We start from the raw sequence: 21,737 nt of genomic DNA, 5'->3' as shown, positions 1-21,737 counted from the left end.
GTTGTGCTATATCTCAAAGATACTCAAAAATGAAAGCAATTCTTAAAATGAAAGGTATTTTAGGATTCACGTGCAGTATCATTTTCCAATTTTAAAATAACAGGAAAATGGTCACTATATCCGCCCATGTACCGTGAACCCGAATAAGTGCGGTGAGGATATTTGTTGTTCTTGTTGTCTTTGTTTCTAAGTCGGGGAGAGTTGTAGATTTCGGCTGCGATTTTATTTAAATCCAATTGTTCTATTAGTGATTTCTCTGTGCAAATGATTTGGTCAAAACAAACGCCTTTCTTTCCGTGATAAGTTGAAAATCGATCGTCTTCCAATAATGCTTCAAAAGGATTGTCAAGGATTTTCTCTCCATTTTCATTGTGTAGTAGTTCTTTCAAGATTTCATTATCAGGATTTTCATTGAAGTCGCCCATCAGGATTATACTTTCATTTTTATCAAATAATTTCTGAAGTATTTCTTTCAACTTTTCGAAAATATAATCTCGTTGTTCTTTTTTGGCATCTTGATTCCTCTTAGAAGGAAGATGAACAACTAAAATATTAAGCTTTTTCCCTTGATACAAAAACTCTGTGTGTAAAATATCTCTCGTATCAAATTCTTTCTCTTCATCCAATTGAAACTTCAAAGTCTGATATTTTTCTAAAGTCAATTTCCTTTTATCAAAAATCAAAGCCACACTTAGATTTCGGGAGTCGTCAGATGGTTCATAGATGATTTCGTAATCACAAATTGGGGAATCACTTTTAATCAAATCTTCCAAAACAGACCTCGCGGCAATCTCAGCCAAGCCAATGATAGAAGGTAATTGCCCAAAATCCTCTTCAACAAAACGAAAGACGTTGGTGATCTTTCTGATTTTCAGATTGTATTTGTGATCATCCCAATTATGAAAACCTAACGATTCTTGATTGGGAGGATAAAAATTCTCGACATTATAGAAAAGGAATAGATCTTGGTTTATCATTTTACCACTTCTTTCTTCTGGTATAAATGAATGTACAAACCACAATCAGAAGCATCAGTCCCAAAGTGTAAAAATAACCATGCTTATGATGCAGTTCCGGCATATTATCGAAGTTCATTCCGTAGATTCCCGCAATGAAAGTAATCGGTAAAAAATATACCGAATAGATTGCCAAGAGCTTCATCACCTGATTTGCCTTTTGGTCAGACAAGGCCAAAAACATAGAAATAAGGTTGACAGTTTGGGCATTCACATGATCAAAGTCGGCAATGACATCTTTTTGCTTATCCAATAAATCCATCACTTCAACTTCCTCAAGTTCAAGATTTTTGAACTTCGAGATCCATTCGCCTGAGATATTCAGAATTCTGGTGTTTAGTCCCGATTTTCTTTTCAGTTTGTAAAGTCTTCGGATTTGGTTGGTCTGATTCGTATTTTTCAGAAAGATTTCGTTTTCCATAGCATCCATCACTTCCAACAGTGTCTGACTCTCATCATCAAATGTCTTCATAACCTTCAGGGCCAGTCGAAGAGCCAGCCGATCACGCGAAATATCCTCAGGGTTATCTTTCTTCAGTTCCTCAAAAACCTCATTGATGCTTTTGCTTTTCACCCGGTGAGTTGTGATAATCAGCTTCGGTAACAGAAAAATCCCCAATTTACTGCTGATATCACTGATGCTGTTCAGATTTCGCCTTTCTAGGTCTGTAGATTCTCTCGTCAGGAAAAACTTCACATTATTCACTTCCTCATACTTTGGAAGGTGGTTCGGGTCTATCGTGTCCTCCAATAAAAGGTAATTGATATGATAACGCTCGTTCAAAAAACGGAGGTCTTCTTCCGTCGGCGCAATCACGTCAATCCATTCCCAGTTGGCAGTTTTGTATTTCTGTTCTATCGGCATATAACAAAACTAAATAAAATCTCAGTAATAATTATAATTTTGTTTAGGGCAACTTTATCCGCCTTCCACTCCCGCTTTTTTCTTTTTTGAGAAAAAAGAAAAAGAGCTCCGTTCAAGTCGGGTTGCGAGTGGTCCGATGCTCAGAGGGTTTATGAGAGATAGAAAAAATCTGTTAATCTGAAACTTATGTATTAAATAAAATATTTATTTTTGCGGATATTTTTATCAAATTCTAAAAATGTTTAAAAGCATAATAACCGGAGTAGGACACTACGTTCCGGAAAACATAGTAACGAACGACGATCTTTCTAAGCTGATGACTACCAACGATGAATGGATTACGGAAAGAACTGGGATCAAAGAAAGAAGACATCGCAAAAACCGAGTAGATTCTGAAGAAACAACTTCTTTTTACGGTTTCAAAGCTTCAGAAATCGCCCTTAAAAATGCGAATCTCACAGCAAAAGATATTGATTATATTGTTTTCGCAACTTTATCACCGGATTATTTCTTCCCCGGCTCTGGCGTTCTCTTACAAGAGTTGTTGGGTTGTGACACGATTGGCGCATTAGATGTAAGAAACCAATGTTCTGGTTTTGTCTATGCGATGAGTGTTGCTGATGCTTTTATCAAATCCGGACTTTACAAAAATGTTTTGGTTGTAGGAGCTGAGATTCATTCATTTGGTTTGGATATGAGTGATAGAGGTCGTGGTGTTTCTGTTATTTTCGGAGACGGAGCAGGAGCAGTGGTTTTATCTGCAAGCGAAGGTGAAAATGCAAAAGGAATCTTATCCGTGAATATGCATTCCGAAGGAAAATATGCCGAAGAATTAGCCGTGAAATTCCCCGGGACCAAATTAGGCTGGAGTGATGTTTTGCTGAATAACCCAGATTCTTTGACAGCAGAAGACATCTATCCTGTGATGAATGGAAACTTTGTTTTCAAACACGCAGTTACAAGATTTCCGGAGACAATTTTAGAAGCGCTTGAAAAAGCTGGGAAAAAGATTGAAGATTTAGATCTGTTGATTCCTCACCAGGCGAATATCAGAATTGCACAATATGTTCAGCAATTATTGCATCTTCCAGACGAAAAAGTATTTGTGAATATTCAGAAATATGGTAATACAACCGCCGCTTCTATTCCGATTGCTTTGAGTGAGGCAATTATGGAAGGTAGAATGAAACGTGGCGATTTGGTTTGTTTGTCTGCTTTCGGGAGTGGTTTCACTTGGGGAAGCGTTCTGTTCGAATATTAATAAAGACAAAAGAATCAAATAAGAAGATAAAGGATTTTAAAACAACAAGAGCTATTCAGATTCTGAATAGCTCTTGTTTTATTGATTGATTTTCTGAACGACTTTATCTGATAAAGATTTCAATTGTTCCATTTCATCAAGATTGAGATTCATTGCTTTTGCCAGTTCGATCGGGATACAGGTAGCTTTTTCTTTAAGTTTTGCACCTTTTTCGGTCAAATAGATTTTAACAACTCGCTCATCCTCCTTGCTTCGTTTTCTTTCCAGGTAACCTTTGGATTCTAATCTTTTCAGCAAAGGTGTCAAGGTTCCGTTATCCAATTGTAAAACCTCACCAACTTGATTGACGGTCAGATCGTCCTTTTCCCAAAGAGCCATCATTGCAATATATTGTGGATAGGTCAACCCAATATTTTTCAGAATCGGACGATAGCACTGCATTATTTCGCGATGTAAAACATAAACGGAGAAACAAAGTTGCCTGTCAAGTTTTAATAGATCTTCCATGTCGAGTTTTGAGTTGATCCCACAATTCAAAGATAAATAATTTTGCTCCGGTTGGGGGAACAAAATTTAATCATTGCTCACAGTCAATTTTACATCGATGTTTCCTCGTGTCGCATTAGAGTAAGGACAAATTTGATGCGCTTTTTCAATCAATTCCTGAGCTTGTTCCAAAGAAACACCCGGAATATTGGCGTGTAATTCTGCATCCAAACCAAATCCTCCATTTTCAATTTGCCCGATTCCTACTTTCGCAGTAACCGTTGTTTCACCAGTTTCGATTTTGCTTTGTTTAATAACCAAATTCAATGCGCTGTCAAAACAAGCCGAATATCCTGCTGCGAAAAGCATTTCCGGATTGGCGTAATCGTCATTCGCACCACCTAGACCTTTTGGCATTCTTACTTCCAAATCCAGAATTCCGTTATCACTTTTTACGTTTCCGTTTCTTCCTCCTTTGGCTGTTGCGCCAATACTGTACAATGTTTTCATTTTTGATGATTTAATTATTATTTGATGGTACAAATGTATTTTGAAAAATTATATTGTGCAAAATATAATTTTACATTTAAATCAAAATCTATTATTGATGTAAACTATAATCTTTTTAAGAATTATATAAAATCATAGTAACCATTAGCCTTACCAAGAATTTTTTGATCATCGGAATTCAACCATCTTTTAAGAATTGTCGCATAGACTTTCCTAAAATCTTCGGTATAGATCAGATCGCCGTCTTTTAGATTGGTCAGGTCAGGAAGTGGATTCAATAATCCTTTTTTCTTGAGCCCACCACTGATGAAAAACATTTGATTGGCGGTTCCATGGTCAGTTCCGTTACTGGCGTTTTGGGCGACTCTTCTCCCAAATTCCGAAAAGGTCATGATCATCACATCATTGAATTTTCCATTCTCTTTCATGTCCTTCGTAAAAACTTCAATCGCATTATTAATGTTTTTGAATAATTGATTCTGTTTTTGATTCTGATTGGAGTGTGTGTCAAAACTTCCGATGGAAAGATAATAGACTTGCGTATTAATATCGGATTTAATAAGCGAAGCAATCGTTTTAAAGTCTTTTCCTATTTGTGTCGTTGGATAAACCTTGTCAGTTGGTTTGGTTTTGCTTTCCTCAAAAATATACCCTGAATTATTAATGGCATTTCCGAGCGTATTATAGAGATATGAAGCCAAATCGTGCTCGTGGTCGTGATGTTCCTCGGCTAATTTTTTATAAAGCGTTTCCTGGCTATTGTCAAATAATTTTTTCGGATCTTTGAAGGCGATCGCTTTGTTGTTCTCTCCTTTCATTGCGAGACTTAGAAGGTCATCCACTTCTATTGCTTGTGTAGGATTTTGACAATCATGGCAAGCTTCATCCAGATATCTTCCCAGCCAGCCGGAATTAATAAATTGTCTGCTATCACTAGCAGATTGCCAGATGTCCATGCTTCTAAAATGTGATTTGTTTGGTTCCGGGTAACCGACATTGTTCATTACTGCCAATTCTCCGTTGTCATACAATTCTTTGAAGAATTTTAGATTTGGATTGATTCCTGCTTCATCGGTTAGCGACAGGGCATTTTCTTCCTTGATTGAAATCTGATTTCTGACCTTATAATAAATATCATTTTTAACAGGAATTATCGTATTGAGCCCATCATTACCACCAGATAGCTGAAGAATGATGAGTGTTTTCCCATTCATTGCAAGCGCTTCCGGTAAGGTCAAAGCTTTCAGGAAATTCGGGAAAAGAAATGAAGCCGCAGCCAGACTGCTAGTTTTTATGAAGGTTTTTCTATTGATAATCATAACAGCTTATTTTAACAAAGTTGATATTCTGGTGTTGACATAATACTTATCATCAAATGCTTCTTACTTTTATCGGCATTGAATTGTGTGATCATATCCTGAATTTTCTCATTAGGATTGGCCAATAAAATTTCAAATAGGTCTTGGTCAAGGATATTATTGATGCTGTCCCAGTGGATGGTGATCGTATTTTGTTTTTTGTTGACGACCACTTTTTTTTCCTCTTTTCCCATATTGACATCATCATTGGATTTTGGTTCAACATCGAGAGTTTTATAACCAGCCATTACGGAAGGGATTTTCATTCTCAAAAGTAGAGTGGAGCTGTCTATCCAGGCCATTCCGGATGGCCATCCTGCGACATTTGGGGGTTGTAAAAGTTCTTGTCCGAGTAGTTTTTCGAAGTTGTAGATCGTATCTTTATTTTGCAGGTCCATTGGCATTATTCGTCGGATTCCTACGATCAATTCAACAGGAGATTTTATTTTTGCGCCAATGTTTTTTTCAGAATAGAACCAATCGGAAAGGAAAATCTCATCCATCAGCGTCATTATATCATAATTGGATTTGTAAAATTTTTGACTGAGTGATCTTACTATCTTTTCATCAGGTATTTCATTAACAAAAAATTGATAAATCTTTCTAGTGATAAAATCTGCACACTCTGGTTTTTCGAGAATAATATTGATAATATCGGTTCCATCAAAGTTTCCGGTTTTTCCAAGAAATTCTTTCTCTCCTGTATCGTGTTGTTTTTTATTATCAATGAATTGCCCCAATCCATTATAACTCCAGCCTGTGAAAGCTCTTGCCGATTCTTTGATGTCTTTTTCTGTATAGAGGTTTCCTCTTCCCAAAGTAAATAATTCCATCAGTTCTCTTGCGAAGTTTTCATTTGGTTTCGCTTTTCTGTTCTGTTGGTTATTGAGAAAAATGAGCATTGCTGAAGATTTTGATACTTCGAAAACTAAATCTCGAAAATTGCCCAATCCATGTTTTCTAAATATCTCAATGATCTCCTTGTTGAAAGGTGCTTGTTGAATTCTTGTTGCAAAATGCCCGTGCCAGAACAATGCCATTTTTTCCTGAAGCTGATAAGGTGTATTTATCATCTGATTGTGCCAGGATTTTCTATATGAAATGTTATAGAACTTATTGAATAAGTTCAAGGGTTTTCTATCCTTCGCTCTCAGCATCTCTCTGTATTCTTCTGGCGTTTTAGCTTTTACGTCGGTTTCTAAAACATTATAATCAGGGATATTCTTCAATTCCTGATACAGTTTCTTAGGACTTGTATTCTTGTATTTCTCAATATCATTATGATGAATACCAAAACCCGCTCTGGAAATCAAATGTTTATTTTTCAGGAAATTATTCATATCAGCAGCTTTTTTGTTTTGAGTTAACTTTGAACGAATAGTTAAATCAAATATGATGAAAATATCGGTTTATGAATAAATTTTAATATTAATTTATGATTTTAAATAATTGAAAATTAGTTTATTGATGCTTGTATTGTTAGAGTTGTCAAACAAAAAATCAGTTTTGGCACGGAATTTACAAGTATCACCTTTGTAAAATTTAAAATTTAAAAATATGAAATCTTTAAAGCAGTTAATATTGGGAGCGGGAATTTTGGCAGGAGGATTAATGTCTGCACAAAGCTCCGATATGACCAATATGCTGAAAGTTGGTCTTAACGGAGGCATTTCAACAGGTGGAAACACAGCTGCCAATCTTGGAGTGGACTTATCTTATCAAAATCTGATTACACCGGGATTTGGTTTGGGTATAGCAACTGGCTATAACAATTATTTTGGAAAAGATAGAAATGTTAACGGAATCGAAGTTAAAAATAATGACTTTGGTGTAATTCCTGTTGCTGCGCTTTTCCGTGTGTACCCGCAACAGATGGGATTCTATTTCGGGGCTGATTTGGGTTATGGATTTATCGTGGGGGATGACAGAGTTGCCGAAAATGTAAATGTTGCAAGACCAGACGGTGGTTTCTATATCAAACCGGAAATAGGTTACCACAATCGTGACTGGAACTTCTTTGCTCAGTATAATAAAACATTTACCGGAGACAAAGGCCAGATCGGCGACCAAAAATATAACGCCGGCGCAATCGGAGTAGGTTTCAGCTACAATATTCCTTTAGGAAAATAATCTGATTTTTCTTCATTCCGTTGAAGTCAATATATTTAATCAAACTATGACACATTAACGCCTTCATTTTCATGAGGGCGTTAATTTTTGAAAAACTTATCATACATCAAGTTTAATTTTGAATCATTCTAAGTAGATTTGCATCATTAAAATTATTAAAAAAATGAAAAAAGTATTATTACTAGCTGTATTGGTAAGCGGATTGGCTTTCGGACAAACTAAAAAATTAACAAGTTCAGATGTACACTGGTGGGGTTATAAAATCGCAAAAACAGAGGCATCTTCTCACGATGGAACTGTGAATGTAAAATCGGGGAACTTGGTTCTTAAGAATGGGGCAGTTGTAGGAGGAGATTTCGTATTGGATATGACTTCTATCAATTCTACTGACCTTTCCGGAGAATATCAGGGGAAACTGAACGGTCACTTGAAAAACGGCGACTTCTTCGAAGTTGAAAAATATCCGACCGCTACTTACAAAATTACTTCTGTAAAGAAAAATTCTAATAAAGATTACAACTTTGTGGTAAACGGAAACTTAACTGTAAAAGGAAAGACCAACCCGGTTTCTTTTCCTGCAAAAATCACTTCTGCAAACGGAGTTGTAACTTTGGAATCTGATAAATTCTCTTTTGACAGACAAAAATTTGATGTAGCTTACAAATCTACAATGCAAGACGTTTTGGTAAAAGACGATGTTGATTTGAAAGTTAAGATCAGCGTGAAATAATTTTTTAAAAAATATATTTTCAAGAGCAGAATTTTTTCTGCTCTTTTTTGTTATTAAATTTGAACAAAAACACCAAAGAACTCTATCAAATGAAATTATACATCATAAGTGGACTCGGTGCAGATGGCAAAGTTCTGGAAAAATTGACTTTCAATCCAGAAATTGAAATCGTTCACATTCCTTGGCTGATTCCCCATCTTAACGAAGAATTTTCTGATTATGTTGCAAGAATGTCAGAATCTATTGATGACTCCGAGGAGTTTTATTTGATGGGATATTCTTTTGGAGGAATTTTGGTTCAGGAGATTCACAAGCTCAAACCGGCAAAAAAAATTGTGATTTTGGGAAGCATCAGATGTGACGCAGAGAAATCAAAACTCATTAAGGCAGGAGAAAAAACAAACGCTATCAAGTATATTCCGGAACGCCTTTTTGGGAACAGCAGTTCGGTTTTATATATGTTTCTGAAAAAGATATTTGATTCCAAGAATTCTAACCTCTTAGAATATTTCCGGGTAAAAGACCCGTATTACCTCAAATGGTCTATGGATAAAGTTGCAAAATGGAAGTTTGAGAAATTACCCGATGTCATTCAGATCTTGGCAGATAAGGACATCGTTTTCCCGATTAAAAATTCGCAACCGGATTTTGTGATAAAAAATGCAACACATCTTTTTCCATTGACAAAAGCAAAGCAGGTTTCAGAGATTCTCAAGACAATTTTTGTGTGAAATTTTTATTTGGGCCAGATCAGCTAGAAAATCAAAATATTAACTGAGCGAAGCCCTTTGAGAACCTTAAATATTTTCAATAATTTCAAAAAATCTTTGTGCTCTTTGTGTTCAAAAAAATAGCAGCAATCAATGCCATTAATATAAAGTTGCGCCGATTTCAAAAATCAATTACATTTACAAACGATAATTTTTTACAATTCAATGGAATCTATCAGTGTTTTTGATATCATAAAAATCGGAATCGGACCATCTTCTTCACATACAATGGGGCCTTGGAATGCTGCAAAGATGTTCCTGGATCTGGTAAAAAGAAATCATTCTTTACAAGATGTGAAAGAAGTTTTTGTGGAATTCTTCGGTTCATTGGCAAAAACAGGTGTCGGTCATGGGACTGATATAGCTGGAATGCTTGGTTTGAGTGGAGAAAACTTTAGAACAATCGATACCAATAAAATTGATGAGAAAATTGAAAAGATCAAATCAGAGCAAAAGATACATCTAGGCGGGGAGATTTGGCTACCTTTTATTTATGGACATCATTTGATTCTCAACAAAGAAAAATCTCTGGATTTTCATCCCAACGGAATGATTTTCAAAGTTGTTTTTGAAAATGACGAAGAATTAAGTCAGGATTATTATTCAGTTGGAGGCGGATTTGTTGCTACCAGGGAAGATAATTCTATGGAAGACCGTTGTGTCCGCACACTTTATCCTTGCCATCATGGCAGCGATATTTTGAAGTACATTGAAAAACTTAAGCTTGATAAAATTTCCGATTTGGTTTTTCAAAACGAAGAATCCTGGAGAACCCACGAAGAAACGCGGCAAAGAGCCTTGGAGATCTGGGATAATATCAAAGATTGTGTTTACAAAAGTATTAATAAGAAAGGGATTCTTCCTGGTGGTCTGAATGTCACAAGGCGTGCATCCGAAATGAATGAAAAACTTCTCGGAACACAGGTTTACAAAAATAAAAATGAGTGGTTCGAAATGGTTAAGAATGAGCAGAAAACATTCAGTTCGGTCACCAAATGGGTTTCTTGTTTTGCTCTTGCCGTAAATGAAGAAAACGCATCTTTCGGAAGAATTATTACTGCACCTACAAATGGAGCAAGTGGCGTAATTCCTGCGGTTTTGATGTATTCACAAGTTTTTACACCATTCAATTCCGAAGAAGATATTATCAGATTCCTGCTGGTTGCAGGCGAAATTGGGACTTTGTTCAAAAAGAATGCGACCATTTCCGCTGCAATGGGAGGCTGTCAGGCAGAAGTCGGTGTTTCATCGGCAATGGCTGCAGCTGGACTTACTGAGATTTCTGGTGGAACGCCAGGTCAGGTTTTGATGGCCGCTGAAATTGCCATGGAACATCATCTGGGTTTGACATGCGATCCAATTGGCGGTCTAGTTCAGATCCCATGCATAGAAAGAAACTCTATGGGGGCAATGAAAGCCATTACTGCGGCATCTCTTGCGCTGGATGGCGACCCGGCAAAAGCAAAAGTTTCTTTGGACAGTGTCATCAAATCGATGTGGGAGACCGCACTGGACATGAATTCCAAATATAAGGAAACTTCTGAGGGTGGCTTGGCCGTGGCAGTGAACGTGGCGGAGTGCTAGATACATTAAATTTGTAATTCTAATATTAATTTTATGTAATAAAGAATCGTTAAAAAAGAAGCCGGTTTGTTATTAAAAATAAAAAGTGTACCTTTGTACCTAAATTAGACGATCTTTAAATGAATTTATTCACGGAATCCAATCTTAGCGCTGAAGTTCTTCAGGCGATTGGCGACCTCGGCTTCGTAGAGCCGACAGAAATCCAAAAACAGACTATTCCTTTTATCTCTACAGATACTCGCGATCTTATCGCACTTGCGGCAACAGGAACAGGCAAAACAGCAGCATTTTCGCTTCCGATTTTGGATATGATAGACGACAACAGTCGTAAAATCCAATTATTGGTGCTTTGCCCTACTAGAGAACTTTGCCTCCAGATTACCAAAGACATCAAAAATTACACGAAATACCTTAAAAACATCAAGACCACAGCTGTCTATGGTGGTAGTAGCATTATGGATCAGATCAGATCTTTGAGAGACAAGCCACAGATCATTGTGGGAACTCCGGGTCGTGTGATCGATATGATCGGAAGAAAAGCACTTGATTTTTCTGAAGTGCGATGGGTGGTTTTGGATGAAGCTGACGAAATGTTATCCATGGGTTTCAAAGATGATCTGGAAACTATCCTTAGCGAAACTCCTGAAACAAAACAGACTTTCTTGTTCTCCGCAACGATGAACAAAGAAGTGGAGCGTATTTCTAAAAACTATTTGACCAATCCCCACAGAATTTCTGTTGGATCGATCAATGCGGTTAAGAAAAACATCAAGCACGAATATTACGTGGTTGGTTACAGACAGAAAAAAGATGCTCTTAAAAGATTAATTGATTCAAACCCGAATCAGTATTCAATTATCTTTTGTAGAACCAGAATGGAAACTCAGGAAATTGCAGATTTCTTGATGCAGAACGGATATGCAGCAGATGCACTCCACGGTGATCTTTCCCAGGCACAAAGGGATACGGTAATGAAGAAATTCAGGCTGAAAAATATTGATATTTTGGTTGCGACAGATGTTGCGGCTAGAGGTTTGGATGTGGATTCTTTGACTCACGTTATCCATTTTTCTTTACCAGATGATCCGGAAGTTTTTGTTCACAGAAGCGGAAGAACGGGACGTGCTGGTAAGGATGGGATTTCTATGGCATTAATAAAGCCGGAAGAAAGCAGAAAATTGAAGCAGATCAAGTCCGAAACTAAGATTGATATTGAAGAGAAAAAAATTCCAACCGGGAAAGATATTATCAAAGCCCAGGTTGGTGGTGTTTTCGAAAAATTGTTGACAGAACATGAAGATATCTTCGAATTTGATGATTCTCTGATCCCAGACCTTTCCAACTTTACAAAAGAAGAATTGGTACACCAATTACTACAGTTCCAATTGAAGGATCTTGCAACTTATTATAAAGATAGAAACGATATCCAACAGCAGGAATTCAACAGAGATGATAGAGGGGGAAGTAGAAGAGATAGAGGAAGAGAGCGTGAAAGAAATGGAGAAAGCAGAGAAAGAAGAGACCGTAGCGATAGAAACGACAGAGGCGGAAAACCAAGAAGAAAGAATGAAGATATGGTAAGATTCTTCTTCAACCTTGGGAAGAGAGACCAGCTGAAGAAAGTGGATATGCTGGACATCATCAACAAGGCAACTTCCAAATCCAAAAAAAGAGCTGATATCGGTAATATAGAAATACTGGACAAGTTCAGTTTCTTTGAAATCGAAAAGTCATATAAGAATGAAGTTTTAGACGGATTGACTAGCATGAAATTTCGGGGAAAAGAAATGCGTGCGGAAGTGGCAAATTAATGATAAAAACATTAACGAATGTTTAAAATATAATTGTAAAAACCTGTTAATCAACAGGTTTTTGTTGTTTTTAATCTTAATGAAAAATTAATATTAAAGTTTTTAGGTAAGGTTTTTTTGTTTCATATTTGCAGAAATTAAACATAAAAATGGGAATAGGTAATATTTTCAGAGCATTTCAGCCAAAAGACAAGATCTTTTTTGATCTGTTTCTTCGAGTAGCGGATAACTTAGTAGAAATGTCAAAAACATTCCACGAAGGTTTACTGGATTTTGATATCAACGATGAAACATTGTTGAATCAAATGAGCGATTACGAACATAAACTTGATGACCTTACGCATGAGATCTTCGTACAATTGGGCGAGAATTTCATCACACCGTTTGACAGGGAAGATATCAATTATCTTGCGTCTGGTCTGGATGATATTGCGGATTATATCTATGCTTCTGCAAAATATATTTATCTTTACAAAAGCCCGGATAACAAAGTTTATTCTGAGTTCTCTTTGTTGATCTACAAATGTTGTATAGAGATCAAGAAAGCTTTAGAAAACTTGAAGGATTTCAAAAATCCTGACGAAGTAAGAGAATCTTGTATCAAGATCAATTCTTATGAGAATATTGCTGACGATGTTTTGAGTCAGGCTATTGTGAAGCTATTTGAAACCAACGATGCTTTATTGATCATCAAACAAAAGTCGATCTTGGATTATCTTGAGATTGTAACAGACAAAGCGGAAGATGTTGCCAACACAATGGAAAGCATAGTTATCAAATACGCATAAAGCAGTATCAAAAAATAAACGAATGGAATTTCCAATTCTACTAATTGTCATTATCGCTCTTGCGCTAATATTTGATTATATCAATGGTTTTCATGATGCGGCCAACTCTATCGCAACCATTGTTTCTACAAAAGTGCTAACTCCTTTTCAAGCTGTTCTTTGGGCGGCATTTTGGAACTTTGCAGCATTTTTCCTTGCAGCCTATGTAGTTGGCGAATTCAAAATTGGTAATACGATTGCCAAGACCGTTGATGAAAACTTCATCACCTTGGAAGTTATATTTGCAGGACTTATTGCAGCCATTGCATGGAATCTGTTGACCTGGTGGTTCGGGATTCCATCCTCATCATCTCACACTTTGATTGGCGGATTCATTGGCGCTGCATTGATGCACGCTTTGATCTCTGACTATCATTTGATTGCGATCACACATCCGGAATATTCTTTCTTTGATAAAGTTTATAAAGCATTTGTACAGCTTTTCTCACAGAATGTAGTGAAGTATAAAGTGGTGATCCCTATTTTCTTATTTATTTTTATGGCGCCGCTTATCGGTATGGCGATCTCAATTGTTATTACATTGATCATCGTTAATATCTGTAAAAGAGCCAATCCGCATAAAGCTGAGCGAGTTTTCAAAAAATTACAGTTGATTTCTTCGGCTTTATTTAGTCTTGGGCATGGAACCAATGATGCACAGAAGGTAATGGGAATTATTGGAGCAGCGATGATCTATTTCCACGTGAATATGATGAAAGACCCGCTTTATTTGAATATTGCAGAAGGTGAACGTTTTAATTTCTTTGCGGACCATTATCTTTGGGTTCCTGTGGTGTCTTTCTTGGCGATTGCGTTGGGAACTATGAGTGGTGGTTGGAAGATCATCAAGACAATGGGAACCAGAATTACGAAAGTAACACCATTGGAAGGTGTGGCGGCAGAAACTGCAGGAGCCATTACACTTTTCATCACGGAACAATTGAGGATCCCGGTTTCTACAACTCATACAGTTACTGGTTCCATTATTGGAGTCGGACTTACTAAAAGAGTTTCTGCTGTAAGATGGGGCGTTACAGTTAGCCTGCTTTGGGCCTGGATTCTTACAATTCCTATCAGCGCGATAGTCGCTGGATTTACTTACCTGCTGGTCGCATTGATCTTTTGATTTTTAATTCGTTACTAATAGAAATATGGCTTCTCATTTTTGGGAAGCTTTTTTATTTTAAATGATACCAAAACAGACAAAACAAGATTCAAAATCTTGGCAGAACATTTTTAAAAATCGTATTTTTGCCGTAAACAAGTTTTTAAATGGAATTTCTAGACCAGTATCAGAAAATTGTAGCAGACGCTATCGAAAAATATACTTTCACCAATAAGCCAGACGAGTTGTACCATCCGATGAATTACATCATTTCTCATGGAGGGAAAAGACTTCGTCCGATAATGGTACTTATGGCTTGTGATCTGTTCAAGGGTGATCTTGAGAAGGCTTTGAAACCTTCTTTGGCGATAGAGTTCTTCCATAATTTTACACTGATCCACGATGATATTATGGATGAGGCGCCGTTGAGAAGGAACAAGCCGACAATTCATACATTGCATGGGATCAATGTCGGGATACTCTCAGGAGATGCGTTATTAATCAAAGCTTATCAGTTCTTCGAAGATCTGGAACCTAAATTATTCAAAAAATGTATCAAGATCTTTTCCGAAACCGGAGCAGTTCTTTGTGAGGGCCAACAGTTCGATATCAATTTCGAGAATATGTCGAATGTGACCTATGAGGATTATATCCAAATGATTACGTTCAAAACGGGTGTTTTAAGTGCCTCTTCCTTCCAGATCGGAGCTCTGATCGCAGGAGCATCAGAAGAAGATGCAGAAGCGATGTACAACTTCGGAAAACACATCGGAATTGCGTTCCAGATCATGGATGATTATCTGGATGTTTTCGGAAATCAGGAACAGTTCGGAAAAAAACATGCTGGTGATATTTATGAAAATAAAAAAACCATTCTTTATCTCCTGGCTCTCGAACATGCCAATCCTGAAGAATTATCAGAACTGAATTACTGGTATTCCAAGAAAACAGATAATGTTGACAAAGTTTACAGCGTAGAGAAGATCTTCAGAAGAACAAAAGTTGATGATAAGGTTCTGAGACTGATCCAGAAACATAATGAGATGGGGCAATCATACCTTGATAAGATCGATCTGCCGGACGAAAGTAAATTACCTTTCCGCGAACTGGCAAATTACCTTTTGAGAAGAGAGAGTTAAGGAAAGAAAGAAGATTAAAGTAAAAAGATAACAAAAAATTTCCCTTCTCTGAAAGGGTGGCAAGATTTCCTGAAGGAAAATTTTGACGGGGTAGTTAATAGAATGAAGTATTTTAATTCTTACCCAAAAACTTACAACATCCAAAATGAAATTCCGTACAGAAGTAGATATCAATGTGAGTGAGAAGAAAATAGGAATCGAAGATTGCGTATTTTCTATAGGCTCCTGTTTTGTGACAGAAATGCACGAAAAATTTTCTGAAGGACAGATTCAGTCTTTGAATAACCCGTTTGGGACGATTTTCAATCCATATTCTATTCATAATGCTATTCAGCAGATCTATGATGCAAAAGAATATCATGAAAATGATTTGATCTTGGCGAATGAGAATTATATAAGTCTGGACCATCATTCGTCTTTTGATTCCAGATTTGCACATAGATCTTTGGAGAAAATCAACCGGAATATTGAGGAAGCCAATCAGTTTTTACAAAGTACAGATTTTGTGATTATCACGTTTGGAACTTCCTATATTTATGAATTTTTGCCGAAAAACAGATTGGTTGCCAATTGCCATAAGATTCCACAGAAGTTTTTTGAAAAACGGTTTTTATCGCATCAGGAACTAACGAATTCCATCAGTAAAACCATTGAAATTCTGAATGATATCTGCAAAAATGAGGTTCAGATTTTGTTCACAGTTTCGCCAGTTCGTCATACGAAAGACGGAATTATTGAAAATCAATTAAGCAAATCGAAATTGATCAATGCGATCCACGAATCGATTTCTGCTAAAGCGAATTGTCATTACCTTCCAATTTATGAGATAATGATGGATGACTTGCGTGACTACAGATTTTACAAAGATGATATGATCCATCCCAATTCTCAGGCAGTTCAATACATTTGGGAGAAGTTCGGAAATGCTTATTTCTCCGATGAGACCAAAGTTTTCATCAATGAAAATAATAAGATCATCACAGCTCTGAATCATAAAACCAATGATGAGAAAAATCCAAAATATCAGGAATTTCTAGAAAAGATCAATCAGAAGATCCTTGAACAACAAAAGAAAGTTAAGCATAAAATATTTGGCTAATTGCTTATGGCTATTCGCTATTTGCCAGATGCCAGTCGCAAAACATATGATAGATACTCATACCCACTTATATTCCGATCAGTTTGATGAAGACCGTCATGAAATGATTCAACGTGCTTTGGACAAAGGCGTGGAAAAATTCTTTCTTCCCGCAATCGATTCCGAGACACACGAGAAAATGATTGATCTGGAAGCACAATATCCAGATAAGGTTTTCTCTATGATGGGATTGCATCCGTGTTCCGTTCAGCCGGAATCTTGGGAGAAAGAATTGAAAATTGTAGAAACTTGGCTTAATGATAGACCTTTTTGTGCTGTTGGCGAGATCGGTATCGATTTATATTGGGACAAATCGACCTTAGATATTCAAATAAAAGCTTTTGAACAACAGATCGACTGGGCTGTCGAAAGAGATTTGCCAATTGTGATCCATACAAGAGAAAGCTTTGAAGAGACCTTTGAAGTCCTGGAAAGAAAGAAACATCCAAAACTTCGCGGGATTTTTCATTGTTTTTCGGGAAATCTGGAACAAGCAAATCATGCCATTGACCTTAATTTCATTTTGGGAATCGGTGGAGTAGTGACCTTTAAAAATGGGAAAATCGATCAATTTCTGAATGATATTCCTTTAGATAAAATCGTTTTGGAAACAGATTCTCCTTATCTTGCGCCAGTTCCTTTCCGGGGAAAACGAAATGAAAGTGCTTATGTGGAATTGGTTGCCGGAAAGTTGGTGGATATTTACAGAAAAGACTTTGCTGAGATTGATAGAATTACAACGGAGAATGCTTTGAAATTATTTGGATTAAAATAGTAATTGAATTAATCCTTTGAAATACAAAAACCGGAAATAAACTTCCGGTTTCTTGTTTTATTTTTTTCTGAAAAATCCTTTATTTTTAGGCTTTTTAAATCCTATGTCTGCTTTTTGTTGTGGTTTAGGTCTCGGAATAAAAGGTTTGTTATTGCTGTCCCTTTTTTGTTCGACCAAATCATTGGTATGATAAGGATGGTCTGTTACAACAGGGATTTTCTTCCCGATCAGTTTTTCCGTATTTCTAAGATTGGCCAGATCCAGTCCGTCAACGAACGAAAACGAAGTCCCTTCTGAGCCCGCTCTACCAGTTCTCCCAATTCTGTGGACATAAGTTTCGGAAACATCGGACAGTTCGTAATTTACGACATATTTCAGCTCATCAATATCAATTCCTCTTGCTGCGATATCTGTTGCAACCAGAACTCTCGTTTTTTTCGATTTGAAATTGTTGAGTGCATTTTGTCTTGCATTCTGAGATTTGTTTCCGTGGATGGCTTCAGCGGAGATCTTGGATTGGTGCAGCTTTCTTGCTATTTTATCGGCCCCGTGTTTGGTTCTGGAAAATACCAAGACCTGATCCAATTTCTGATCTTGTAAAAGATGGATCAAAAGATCAGGTTTATTATCCTTTTCTACAAAATAGATACTCTGCTGGATTGTATCTGCAGTAGAAGAAACCGGGGCAACTTCTACTTTTACAGGATTTACAAGGATTTCAGAGGCCAATTTTGCTATTTCTTTCGGCATGGTTGCAGAGAAGAAAAGGTTTTGTCTTTTCGCCGGGATCAATTTCAGAATTCTTTTCACATCATGTACAAATCCCATATCCAGCATTCGGTCGGCCTCGTCTAGAACGAAGATTTCCAAATGATGAAGTTTGATGATACCTTGGGAAATGAAATCCAATAATCTGCCTGGCGTTGCGATCAGGATGTCAACTCCCTTTTTCACTTGTTGTTCCTGTTGATGTTGTTTTACACCACCGAAGATCACAAGAGATTTCAGTTTGAGATTTTTGCTGTAAGCTTTGAAGTTTTCTTCTATCTGTATTGCCAATTCTCTGGTTGGTGTTAGAATCAAAGCTTTGATCTGATTCTTATGTTGTTCTTTTTCAGAAAGATTCTGTAGGATTGGAATAGCGAAAGCAGCTGTTTTTCCCGTCCCTGTCTGTGCACTTCCTAATAGGTCTTTTTTCTGAAGAATGGATGGAATTGCTTTTTCCTGTATTGGTGTAGGCTGTTCGTAACCCTGTACTTTTAGCGCATCTAGTATTGGTTTTATTAAACCTAATTGTTCGAAATTCAAATGAAATGTTTTTAATGTAAATAAAAAAATCCCTTCCGCTTAGAAGGAATTATATTTTGCAAAGGTAACTTATTTAAAATAAAGTTTTTAGTTAACTTTTTCCCACTTTATATTTTGCTTCAGTTCAGAGATGTATTTATATAGAGCTGTTAATTTTTCGGGTTTTTCACCAGCTGAAAATTTGATCTCTTTTTTACTTCCGTCTGAAAAATAGACCCTTAGATAGCTTTTGGAAGCATCCATTATTCTTTTGTCTTCGTAATTGTCATTCAAAGTTTTCACATCAGCAGCATCTGTCAACGCAATCAATTTTTCAAAATCTTCTTTACTGATTATCGATTTGAAAGTTCCTTCTCTTGGCGTGTCAAGCTGTCCGCGTTCACCTTCTGAGAAATTATAGTGCTCAGCTTCCAGAATTGCGGTCCTATCTGGATTGATGATAATTTTATAGATAGGGCAAAATCCGAAACAAGGCCCAACTTCATACTCGATTTTAGAATATTTGGAAGTTTGTGAAGAATTGCAGGAGGTCAGCCCAATCAAAACCAAAAGGCTTAGTAGATATTTCATTGTAATTTTTTGTTCAATTTCTTTCAATAATTGTTCCGAAATCTATCCGTGCAATTTTTTCCAGATGGCATCTTTCAGTTCCTGCAGCCCTTCACCAGTTACGCCTGAGAAAAATAGTGGCTGTCTATTTTCCGGAAATTCTGCTGCGATCTCTTTCTTCAGTTCATCATCCAAAAGATCGGCTTTGGAAACCGATAAGATGAAATCTTTATCCACTAGTTCCGGGTTATATTCTTTCAATTCATTCTCCAAAATTTTGAACTCCTGAAAATGGTCTTCAGAATCTGCAGGAATCAAAAACAGTAAAATTGAATTTCTCTCAATATGTCTTAAGAATCTATGTCCAAGACCTTTTCCTTCTGCAGCACCTTCGATAATCCCAGGAATGTCTGCCATTACAAAAGATTTGTAATTTCTCCATTCCACGATTCCAAGATTGGGTGTCAAAGTTGTAAAGGCATAATCTGCAATTTTAGGCCTCGCAGCAGAAACGGATGAGAGAAGAGTTGATTTACCAGCATTAGGAAAACCTACTAATCCAACATCGGCAAGGAGTTTTAGCTCGAAGGTGATGTAGCCTTCCTGTCCTTCCATTCCGGGCTGCGCATATCTTGGTGTTTGATTGGTAGAGGATTTGAAATGCTCATTTCCTTTTCCGCCTTTTCCACCCTCCATCAGGATGATCTCTTGCCCATCTTCCAGGATCTCTGCTATGATCTCGCCTTCTTCATTTCTTGCAATGGTACCCAAAGGAACATTGATGTAAACATCCGCACCATAAGCGCCGGTCAATTGATTTTTTTGACCATTTTGTCCACGTTCGGCTTTCACATGTCGGGTGTATCTTAACGGCAAAAGAGTCCATTCATGTGCGTTTCCTTTCATTATTACGTGACCCCCGCGTCCGCCATCACCACCATCGGGACCACCTTTCGGGATGTATTTTTCTCTACGAAGGTGAGCTGATCCTGCACCACCGTGACCACTTGTGCAATGGATTTTGACGTAATCTACGAAATTTGACATATTAAATTTATTATAGACAAATAGAGAATAGATGATAGACTCTTTCAAGATAGCCTATGATCTATTCTCTAAAAATGAAAATTTCTTTTATTTGATTTTTTCTACTTCGGCAAATAGCTTTTCAGAAATCTCGGAAATGTCGCCGATCCCATTAACTTCTACATATTTGCCTTGTTCTTTATATAATTCTGCAACCTCTGCAGTTTTTGTATAATATTCTGTGATCCTGTTGCGGATGATATCTTCGTTAGAATCATCAGTTCTGCCACTGGTTTCTCCTCTTTTCAGAAGTCTCTGTACCAAAACTTCATCATCAACGATCAATGAAAGACAAATACTGATCTCAGAATCCAACTGCTCTTTTACAATTGTTTCCAAAGCTTCTGTTTGAGTTGCGGTTCTTGGAAATCCGTCGAAAATGAATCCATTGGTCTCTGTTGGCTTTCTCAATTCATCGATCAGCATATCAATCGTTACCTGGTCAGGAACCAATTCTCCTTTGTCGATATAAGATTTTGCTAATTTTCCAAGGTCAGTGTCATTTTTCATATTGTACCGAAAAAGATCTCCCGTAGAAATTTGTTTCAAATTGAATTTCTCGATAAGATGCTGAGCTTGGGTTCCTTTTCCACTTCCCGGAGGGCCAAAGAGAACAATATTGATCATATTTTCTTTAATTTATAGATTTATTTCTTTTTCTTGAGAAAGTTTAATGATTGATTCTGCCTTCTTCCAATTGATATAGGTCAGGCAAGTTTCTTCCTAATTCATCATAGTCCAATCCGTACCCTAATACAAACTTGTTTGGAATCTCTTTTGCGACATAATCTACTTTGAAATCTTTTTTAAAAACATCAGGTTTCAAAAGTAAGGTAGCTACTTTTAGGGATTTTGGACGCTGTGTGTTCTTGAAATATTCAAAGAGGTTTTCTAATGTATTTCCTGTGTCCACGATATCTTCCATAAGGATGATGTGCCGATCGACAACATCTTTTGTAAGATCCATTTTTTTATAGACAATACCTGTTGATTGAGTTCCGGAATAAGAACTGACCTGTAAAAATGCAACTTCGCATTTACCGGGATAATATTTTAAAAAATCTGAGAAAAACATGATAACGCCATTCAAAACACCAATGAAAATCGGAGTTTCATCTTTGTAATCCTCGTAAACTTTAAGTGCTAGATTTTTTATAATATCCTGAATTTCATCGTGTTTCAGGTAAGGAACGAAACCTTTGTCGTGAACTTGTATAGACTCCATATATATTTCAAAGCACAAAAATAAGATTTTTATGCCAAATGACCGATTTTCTTTTATGAAGCTT

General features: G+C 36.8%; 22 protein-coding genes. 11 read left to right on the top strand and 11 right to left on the bottom strand.

Annotation, left to right across the window (positions count from 1 at the left end; translation table 11 throughout):
• Window positions 1-59: 59 nt before the first annotated feature.
• Together K319_RS0116060 and K319_RS0116055 are read right to left on the bottom strand one after the other, a co-directional pair.
• A complete protein-coding gene (locus K319_RS0116060; RefSeq protein ID WP_027384527.1) occupies window positions 60-977 on the bottom strand; it encodes an endonuclease/exonuclease/phosphatase family protein in 918 nt (305 codons plus the stop codon).
• A gap of 1 nt (window position 978) precedes the next feature.
• Window positions 979-1,881, bottom strand: coding sequence for a magnesium transporter CorA family protein (locus K319_RS0116055; protein ID WP_027384526.1), 903 nt, complete (start codon window positions 1,879-1,881; stop codon window positions 979-981).
• Window positions 1,882-2,119: 238 nt separating this feature from the next.
• Between K319_RS0116055 and K319_RS0116050 the strand changes: the two genes are divergently transcribed.
• The gene (locus tag K319_RS0116050; RefSeq protein WP_027384525.1) at window positions 2,120-3,142 is read left to right on the top strand and encodes a 3-oxoacyl-ACP synthase III family protein; all 1,023 of its coding nucleotides are present in this window, start codon (window positions 2,120-2,122) and stop codon (window positions 3,140-3,142) included.
• A 78-nt stretch (window positions 3,143-3,220) separates the two neighbouring features.
• On the opposite strand, the gene K319_RS0116045 is transcribed toward K319_RS0116050, so the two are convergent.
• The 4 genes from K319_RS0116045 to K319_RS0116030 all read right to left on the bottom strand — a co-directional run bounded on the left by K319_RS0116045 (window position 3,221) and on the right by K319_RS0116030 (window position 6,836).
• Window positions 3,221-3,649, bottom strand: coding sequence for a MarR family winged helix-turn-helix transcriptional regulator (locus tag K319_RS0116045; RefSeq protein ID WP_051230759.1), 429 nt, complete (start codon window positions 3,647-3,649; stop codon window positions 3,221-3,223).
• Window positions 3,650-3,715: 66 nt separating this feature from the next.
• Complete coding sequence (locus tag K319_RS0116040; protein WP_027384523.1) at window positions 3,716-4,138, bottom strand: organic hydroperoxide resistance protein; 423 nt, start codon at window positions 4,136-4,138, stop codon at window positions 3,716-3,718.
• 122 nt (window positions 4,139-4,260) lie between these two features.
• Window positions 4,261-5,457, bottom strand: a complete 1,197-nt coding sequence (locus tag K319_RS0116035; protein WP_027384522.1) for a DUF1501 domain-containing protein — start codon at window positions 5,455-5,457, stop codon at window positions 4,261-4,263.
• Window positions 5,458-5,468: 11 nt separating this feature from the next.
• Entirely contained in the window at window positions 5,469-6,836 is a 1,368-nt protein-coding gene (locus K319_RS0116030) for a DUF1800 domain-containing protein (RefSeq protein WP_027384521.1), read from the bottom strand.
• A 217-nt stretch (window positions 6,837-7,053) separates the two neighbouring features.
• On the opposite strand from K319_RS0116030, the gene K319_RS0116025 reads away from it, so the two are divergent.
• From K319_RS0116025 to K319_RS0115980, 10 genes are all read left to right on the top strand, one after another.
• Window positions 7,054-7,626 (top strand): porin family protein, encoded by a 573-nt coding sequence (locus K319_RS0116025; RefSeq protein WP_027384520.1) that lies wholly within the window; start codon window positions 7,054-7,056, stop codon window positions 7,624-7,626.
• A gap of 163 nt (window positions 7,627-7,789) precedes the next feature.
• Window positions 7,790-8,356: a YceI family protein gene (locus K319_RS0116020; RefSeq protein WP_027384519.1), complete on the top strand. Its 567-nt coding sequence runs from the start codon at window positions 7,790-7,792 to the stop codon at window positions 8,354-8,356.
• An 89-nt stretch (window positions 8,357-8,445) separates the two neighbouring features.
• Complete coding sequence (locus tag K319_RS0116015; protein WP_027384518.1) at window positions 8,446-9,087, top strand: hypothetical protein; 642 nt, start codon at window positions 8,446-8,448, stop codon at window positions 9,085-9,087.
• A 204-nt stretch (window positions 9,088-9,291) separates the two neighbouring features.
• A complete protein-coding gene (locus K319_RS0116010) occupies window positions 9,292-10,710 on the top strand; it encodes an L-serine ammonia-lyase (protein ID WP_027384517.1) in 1,419 nt (472 codons plus the stop codon).
• A gap of 119 nt (window positions 10,711-10,829) precedes the next feature.
• Complete coding sequence (locus K319_RS0116005) at window positions 10,830-12,521, top strand: DEAD/DEAH box helicase (protein ID WP_027384516.1); 1,692 nt, start codon at window positions 10,830-10,832, stop codon at window positions 12,519-12,521.
• 149 nt (window positions 12,522-12,670) lie between these two features.
• The gene (locus tag K319_RS0116000; protein WP_027384515.1) at window positions 12,671-13,309 is read left to right on the top strand and encodes a DUF47 domain-containing protein; all 639 of its coding nucleotides are present in this window, start codon (window positions 12,671-12,673) and stop codon (window positions 13,307-13,309) included.
• A gap of 22 nt (window positions 13,310-13,331) precedes the next feature.
• Window positions 13,332-14,474: an inorganic phosphate transporter gene (locus K319_RS0115995; protein WP_027384514.1), complete on the top strand. Its 1,143-nt coding sequence runs from the start codon at window positions 13,332-13,334 to the stop codon at window positions 14,472-14,474.
• Between the two features lie 146 nt (window positions 14,475-14,620).
• Complete coding sequence (locus K319_RS0115990) at window positions 14,621-15,592, top strand: polyprenyl synthetase family protein (RefSeq protein WP_027384513.1); 972 nt, start codon at window positions 14,621-14,623, stop codon at window positions 15,590-15,592.
• Between the two features lie 145 nt (window positions 15,593-15,737).
• Complete coding sequence (locus K319_RS0115985) at window positions 15,738-16,691, top strand: GSCFA domain-containing protein (RefSeq protein ID WP_027384512.1); 954 nt, start codon at window positions 15,738-15,740, stop codon at window positions 16,689-16,691.
• A gap of 46 nt (window positions 16,692-16,737) precedes the next feature.
• Window positions 16,738-17,505: a TatD family hydrolase gene (locus tag K319_RS0115980; protein WP_027384511.1), complete on the top strand. Its 768-nt coding sequence runs from the start codon at window positions 16,738-16,740 to the stop codon at window positions 17,503-17,505.
• A 57-nt stretch (window positions 17,506-17,562) separates the two neighbouring features.
• Here K319_RS0115980 and K319_RS0115975 read toward each other — a convergent pair whose 3' ends face one another.
• The 5 genes from K319_RS0115975 to hpt form a co-directional block, all read right to left on the bottom strand.
• The gene (locus tag K319_RS0115975; RefSeq protein WP_027384510.1) at window positions 17,563-18,813 is read right to left on the bottom strand and encodes a DEAD/DEAH box helicase; all 1,251 of its coding nucleotides are present in this window, start codon (window positions 18,811-18,813) and stop codon (window positions 17,563-17,565) included.
• Between the two features lie 87 nt (window positions 18,814-18,900).
• Complete coding sequence (locus K319_RS0115970) at window positions 18,901-19,383, bottom strand: DUF6438 domain-containing protein (RefSeq protein ID WP_027384509.1); 483 nt, start codon at window positions 19,381-19,383, stop codon at window positions 18,901-18,903.
• Between the two features lie 42 nt (window positions 19,384-19,425).
• A complete protein-coding gene (gene obgE / locus K319_RS0115965) occupies window positions 19,426-20,409 on the bottom strand; it encodes a GTPase ObgE (RefSeq protein ID WP_027384508.1) in 984 nt (327 codons plus the stop codon).
• Between the two features lie 87 nt (window positions 20,410-20,496).
• Complete coding sequence (locus tag K319_RS0115960) at window positions 20,497-21,075, bottom strand: adenylate kinase (protein WP_027384507.1); 579 nt, start codon at window positions 21,073-21,075, stop codon at window positions 20,497-20,499.
• Window positions 21,076-21,118: 43 nt separating this feature from the next.
• A complete protein-coding gene (gene hpt, locus K319_RS0115955) occupies window positions 21,119-21,673 on the bottom strand; it encodes a hypoxanthine phosphoribosyltransferase (RefSeq protein ID WP_027384506.1) in 555 nt (184 codons plus the stop codon).
• Between the last annotated feature and the right edge of the window lie 64 nt (window positions 21,674-21,737).

It is taken from the genome of Epilithonimonas caeni DSM 17710 (genome assembly GCF_000426465.1).
GTDB lineage: Bacteria > Bacteroidota > Bacteroidia > Flavobacteriales > Weeksellaceae > Epilithonimonas > Epilithonimonas caeni.
This window is presented reverse-complemented; position numbering and strand designations above follow the sequence as displayed.